Origin of the sequence: Streptomyces glaucescens, assembly GCF_002154375.1 — a bacterium.
GTDB lineage: Bacteria > Actinomycetota > Actinomycetes > Streptomycetales > Streptomycetaceae > Streptomyces > Streptomyces glaucescens.
On sequence record NZ_MUND01000661.1, the window covers coordinates 1 to 5,217 of the forward strand.

6 protein-coding genes and 1 pseudogene are annotated in these 5,217 nt (G+C 71.2%); 5 read left to right on the forward strand and 2 right to left on the reverse strand.

What is annotated here, in order from left to right; all coding sequences use genetic code 11:
* The first annotated feature begins 108 nt into the window (after nt 1-108).
* The 5 genes from CCN42_RS34265 to CCN42_RS34285 are packed head-to-tail and all read left to right on the forward strand — an operon-like array spanning nt 109 to nt 3,910.
* Entirely contained in the window at nt 109-516 is a 408-nt protein-coding gene (locus tag CCN42_RS34265; protein WP_043505928.1) for a roadblock/LC7 domain-containing protein, read from the forward strand.
* A complete protein-coding gene (locus CCN42_RS34270; protein WP_086173306.1) occupies nt 513-860 on the forward strand; it encodes a DUF742 domain-containing protein in 348 nt (115 codons plus the stop codon). The genes CCN42_RS34265 and CCN42_RS34270 overlap by 4 nt, the downstream gene beginning before the upstream one ends.
* On the forward strand, nt 841-1,467 hold the full coding sequence (locus CCN42_RS34275; protein WP_386583075.1) for a GTP-binding protein: 627 nt from the start codon (nt 841-843) through the stop codon (nt 1,465-1,467). Before CCN42_RS34270 ends, CCN42_RS34275 begins: the two co-directional genes overlap by 20 nt.
* The gene (locus CCN42_RS34280; protein ID WP_086741316.1) at nt 1,464-2,687 is read left to right on the forward strand and encodes a cytochrome P450; all 1,224 of its coding nucleotides are present in this window, start codon (nt 1,464-1,466) and stop codon (nt 2,685-2,687) included. Before CCN42_RS34275 ends, CCN42_RS34280 begins: the two co-directional genes overlap by 4 nt.
* Complete coding sequence (locus CCN42_RS34285; RefSeq protein ID WP_086741317.1) at nt 2,684-3,910, forward strand: cytochrome P450 family protein; 1,227 nt, start codon at nt 2,684-2,686, stop codon at nt 3,908-3,910. The genes CCN42_RS34280 and CCN42_RS34285 overlap by 4 nt, the downstream gene beginning before the upstream one ends.
* 89 nt (nt 3,911-3,999) lie before the next feature.
* Here the strand turns inward: CCN42_RS34285 and CCN42_RS43915 are convergent.
* Both CCN42_RS43915 and CCN42_RS34295 read right to left on the reverse strand, forming a co-directional pair.
* Nucleotides 4,000-4,223 (reverse strand): annotated as a pseudogene (locus tag CCN42_RS43915) (IS5/IS1182 family transposase); the annotation flags it as partial.
* Nucleotides 4,224-4,314: 91 nt separating this feature from the next.
* A complete protein-coding gene (locus CCN42_RS34295) occupies nt 4,315-5,058 on the reverse strand; it encodes a DUF4328 domain-containing protein (protein ID WP_245877593.1) in 744 nt (247 codons plus the stop codon).
* Nucleotides 5,059-5,217: the final 159 nt, after the last annotated feature.

The window sequence follows — 5,217 nt, forward strand, 5'->3', positions numbered from 1 at the left end:
GACCACCGGCCGCCCCGAGCTGCCCGGCGAAACCGCTGCGCGCACCCGTCCCACCGAAGCGTCCCCCGACGTACCGACCCCCTCGCACCCGGAAGGCGACACCACCTCATGACCGGCACGACCACCGCCGACGAGAAGCTCACCTGGCTCATCGAAGGGCTCTTGGAGCGCACGCCGGGCGCGCGGCACGCACTGGTGCTTTCCCGCGACGGGCTCAAGCTCTGCCGTACGCCGGAGCTGACGGTCGACCAGGCGGACCAGCTCGCCGCGATAGCGGCCGGCATCCAGTCGCTGTCGCACGGTGCGTCGATGGAGTTCGGCGACGGCAGCGGCGGAGTGCGCTCGTCGATGACCGAGTTCTACGGCGGCACCCTCTTCATCGTCGAGGCGGGCGAGGGCGCCCACCTCGCCGTCGTCACCACCGAGGACGCCGAACCGGGTCTGGTCGGCCACAACATGAGCGAGCTGGTGGAGCAGCTGGGCGAGCACCTGACGGCCCAGCCGCGCACGTCATGAGGCGACCCGGCAGGGACGACACGCCCGACCGTCTCTACACCCTGACCGGAGGCCGCACACGCTCCGGCCCCGACAGCCCGTTCGACCTCGTCACCCTGGTGGTGGCCGAGAGCGAGCCGACGACGGGCATGCAGTCGGAGCACGTGGCGATCCTGCGGATGGCGCAGACACCCATCGCGGTGGTGGAGGTCGCCGCCGAGCTGGGGCTGCCGGTGAGCATCACCAAGATCCTGCTGTCCGACCTCCTCGCCGCCGGACGCGTCAGCGCCCGGCACCCCCGTACGTCCGCCCTTCCCGACCCCGACATCCTGGAGCAGGTGCTCGTTGGACTCCGCAGCCTCTGACGCGCGCACCCCGCTGGGTGCCTCCGCCGACAACGGTCTGAAGATCGTCATCGTGGGCGGTTTCGGCGTCGGAAAGACGACCATGGTCCGGTCCGTCAGCGAGATCCGTCCCCTCAACACCGAGGAGACGATGACCCGGGCCTCCGAGACGGTCGACGACGTCAGCGAGGTGCGCGGGAAGACCGCGACCACCGTGGCCTTCGACTTCGGCCGCATCACGCTCGACGCGCGCAACGTGCTCTACCTGTTCGGGGCGCCAGGACAGGAGCGCTTCTGGTTCCTGTGGGACCGGCTGTTCTCCGGCACGCTCGGCGCGGTGGTGCTGCTCGACGCACGGCGGATCGAGGACTCCTGGTACGCCATCGACCGCCTGGAGCGGCACGGCACCCCGTTCATCGTGGCCTGCAACGACTTCGGCGGCCCCCGGCACGACCCCGCGGACGTACGGGACGCGCTCGACCTCGATCCGCACGTGCCGATCGTCGAGTGCGACGCCCGTTCCCGTGAATCCAGCAAGCAGGTGCTGATCGCTCTGGTCCAGCACATCCAGCGGCACCTGGGCGACCGGCCCGCCCGTACCGACTCGTCCCTCCGGGAGACCGTGTGACCCCCGACGCCGTCCCGCTCAGCGGCTCCCGCTTCCAGACCGAACCCGCCCGGCTGTACCGGGAGATGCGCCGTGACCACGGCCCGGTCGCCCCCGTCCTGCTGGACGGCGGCATACCGGCCTGGCTCGTGCTCGGCTACCGAGAGCTGCACCAGGTGACGGGCGATCCGGTCCTCTACAGCCGCGACTCGGGCCTGTGGAACCAGTGGGACAACATCCCCGGCGACTGGCCGCTGCTGCCGATGATCGGCCGTGACCAGCCGTCCGTCCTCTACACCGTCGGCGAACGGCACCACCAGCGCGCGGGCATGATCGCCAAGGCGCTGGAGGGCGTGGAGCCGGCGCTGCTGCGCCGCCACTGCGAGCGGTTCGCCGACGAGCTGATCGACGCCGTCTGCACCACCGGGACAGCGGACCTCGTCGGGCAGTACGCCATGCTGCTGCCGGTGCGGGTCCTGGCCCGGCTCTACGGCTTCTCCGACGACGAGAGCAGCGGACTCGTCACCGCCCTCAACGACATGATCGACGGGCGTGAGCGGGCTCTCGACGGCCAGCGGCACCTCGGCCTGTCGATGGCCGAGCTGGTGGCGCAGCGCAGGGCGGCGCCCGCCGACGACGTGGTCTCCCGGATGCTGGCCGACCCGAACGGCTTCACCGAGGAGGAGATCATCCAGGACCTCATGGTGATGACGGCCGCCGGGCACCAGCCGACCGCCGACTGGATCGGCAACTCGCTGCGCCTGATGCTCACCGACGACCGGTTCGCCGCCTCCCTGTTCGGCGGCCGCCACAGTGTCGCCGAGGCGATGAACGAGGTGCTGTGGGAGGACACCCCGACGCAGAACGTGGCGGGCCGCTGGGCGGCCCGCGACACCCAGCTCGGCGGACGCCACATCCTCGCCGGCGACCTCGTCCTGCTCGGCCTCCAGGCAGCCAACGCCGACCCGCAGGTACGCACCGACGCCGCCGCGTTCACCGGGGGCAACAGCGCGCACTTCTCGTTCGGACACGGCGAGCACCGCTGCCCGTTCCCCGCGCAGGAGATCGCCGAGGTGATCGCACGGACGGCCATCGAGGTGGTCCTCGACCGGCTGCCCGACATCGACCTGGCGGTCCCGGCCGACTCCCTGACCCGTCGTCCCTCGCCCTGGCTGCGCGGACTGACGGAGCTGCCCGTGCGGTTCACCCCCACCTCTGCTTTGGGAGGCAACAGACCATGACACCCGGCACCGCAGACGTGCGGATCCCCTTGGACCCCTTCGTCACCGACCTGGACGGCGAGAGCGCGAAGCTGCGCGCGGCGGGGCCGCTCGCGGCGGTGGAGCTGCCCGGCGGTGTCCCCGTGTGGGCCGTCACCCGGCACGCGGAGGCGAAGGCCCTGCTGACCGACCCGCGCCTGGTGAAGGACATCAACCGGTGGGGCGCCTGGCAGCGGGGCGAGATCCCGGCGGACTGGCCGCTGATCGGCCTGGTGAACCCGGGCCGCTCGATGCTGACCGTGGACGGCGCCGACCACCGGCGGCTGCGCGCCCTGGTCGCCCAGGCGCTCACCCCGCGGCGGGTGGAGGAGATGCGCGGTCGTATCACCGAGCTGACCGGGCGGCTGCTGGACGCGCTGCCCGCGGACGGCGGCGTGGTCGACCTCAAGGCGGTCTTCGCCTACCCGCTGCCCATGTACGTCGTGGCGGACCTGATGGGCATCGACGAGACGCGGCTGCCCCGGCTGAAGGTGCTGTTCGAGAAGTTCTTCTCGACCCAGACCCCGCCTGACGAGGTGGTCGCCACCCTGACCGAGCTGGCCGGAATCATGGCCGAGACGGTCGCGGCGAAGCGGGCGGCGCCCGGCGACGACCTGACCAGCGCGCTCCTGTCGGCCTCCGAGGACGGCGACCGGCTGACCGACGAGGAGATCGTCTCCACCCTGCAGTTGATGGTCGCGGCCGGGCACGAGACCACCATCTCGCTCATCGTGAACGCGGTCGTCAACCTCTCCACGCACCCGGAACAGCGGGCGCTGGTGCTGTCCGGCGAGGTGCCCTGGTCGGCGGTGATCGAGGAGACGCTGCGCTGGTCGACCCCGACCTCGCACGTGCTGATCCGGTTCGCGACCGAGGACGTCCCCGTCGGGGACAAGGTGCTCCCCGCCGGGGACGCGCTCATCGTGTCGTACGGCGCGATAGGCCGCGACGAGCTGGCGCACGGTCCGACGGCGGGCGACTTCGACATCACCCGCGAGACGCGCACCCGGCACATCTCCTTCGGGCACGGCCCGCACGTGTGCCCCGGGGCGGCGCTGTCCCGGCTTGAGGCGGGCGTGGCGCTGCCCGCGCTGTACGCCCGCTTCCCGGACCTCGACCTCGCGGTTCCCGCGTCGGCCCTGCGCAACAAGCCGGTGGTGACCCAGAACGACCTCTTCGAGCTGCCGGTCCGGCTAACTCCCTGACCTCTGCTCAGCCGGGCGGTCCGACCTCCGCCGGCTTCGACTCGCCGCCCAGCACCAGCGAGGAGCGCGGCTAGGCTCTGTCTCTTCGGTCAACGCCGTGCCCAGATGAGGATGGCGGCGAGGTGGAATGCGGCCTGGTAGGCGATGACGCGTTTGTCGGTCCGTGTGGCCAGGCCGCGCCACTGTCTGAGGCGGTTGATGCAGCGCTCGACGGTGTGCACTGCTGGTAAGCCTCGCGGTCGAAGCCGGGCGGGTGGCCGCCTCGGCCGCCTCGGCGGCCACGCCGTCGGCGGTGGCCGATCCGGTCGGACGGTGAGTGGGCGCCGTACCTCGCGAGCCTGGCCAGGTACGGCGCTCAGCCGCGCGCGTCGGAGGCGAGCCCAGAGATCCTGCCGTCCTGGTGGTCAGGCGGGGATGCGGCCGGCCGATGCCACGTCAGTGGCTCCGTGTCCGTACGGGCCCTCGACGGCCTTGCGCCGTTGCAGGGCGGTCAGCCGGACGGCGAAGTGCACGGCGGCAGCGGCGGCGGCGATGCTTGTGATGTCGGCGACCAGATACCACCCCACCGCGCTTTCGACCTCCTGCAGTGTCTCGGCGTTCTTGTACGAGGTCCCGGCGTACCGGTTGAGCAGGGTGCCGAGGACGAACAGAGCCCACCACGTGTTCACCGGCCACGTTCGTGCCCGGCGTTGTCCGCCGTCGTAGGGCAGGAAGGTGGCTGCCATCCACATCTCCATGGCGATGCGGTAGGGCATCCAGAGGTTGGCCAGGGGGATGAACCAGGTTCCTACGGCCCATCCGGGCCCTCGTCTGAACTGGTCGGGTGCCATGAGTCCGGTGGTGCGGCGCATCCGGAAGAACCAGCAGAGGAAGACGACCGCGCACGCCAGGTAGGCGGTGCCCTGGAACATGCCGGCCTTTTCGTACAGCTCGGCGGCGGCCTCCAGCTTCTGCTGATCGGCCGTGAAGAAGCCAGAGCCTCCTTGGGCCAGGTTCCGCAGACGGATGCCGGCGACGACACTGAAGAGATCGCTGAGGGCAGCGAGGCCGAGCCCCGCGACGACTGCGGCCAGCAGGCCGCGAGACGCGAGCGGTGTCCTTGCAGGCAGCGGTGGACGCAGGTCGAGAAACGGTCTGGGTGCGGACATGGCGAAAAGGCCCCCCACGGGCGACAGATGGAACCGCCCGCGGAAGATCACCGGGCCGGAGCACGATACGCCGGAGGCAAAGGCCCCGTCCATGGCATTCCCCGGGGTGATCAGTCCCGCCCCCTCGGCGGCCGAGCAGGCCGCCTCGCCACCGACCAC

Excerpts from the sequence above, each read along its gene's own strand:
- CCN42_RS34265 (WP_043505928.1), top strand. The coding sequence starts at position 109 with ATGACCGGCACGACCACCGCCGACGAGAAGCTCACCTGGCTCATCGAA.
- CCN42_RS34270 (WP_086173306.1), top strand. The coding sequence starts at position 513 with ATGAGGCGACCCGGCAGGGACGACACGCCCGACCGTCTCTACACCCTG.
- CCN42_RS34285 (WP_086741317.1), top strand. The coding sequence starts at position 2,684 with ATGACACCCGGCACCGCAGACGTGCGGATCCCCTTGGACCCCTTCGTC.
- CCN42_RS34295 (WP_245877593.1), bottom strand. The coding sequence starts at position 5,058 with ATGTCCGCACCCAGACCGTTTCTCGACCTGCGTCCACCGCTGCCTGCA.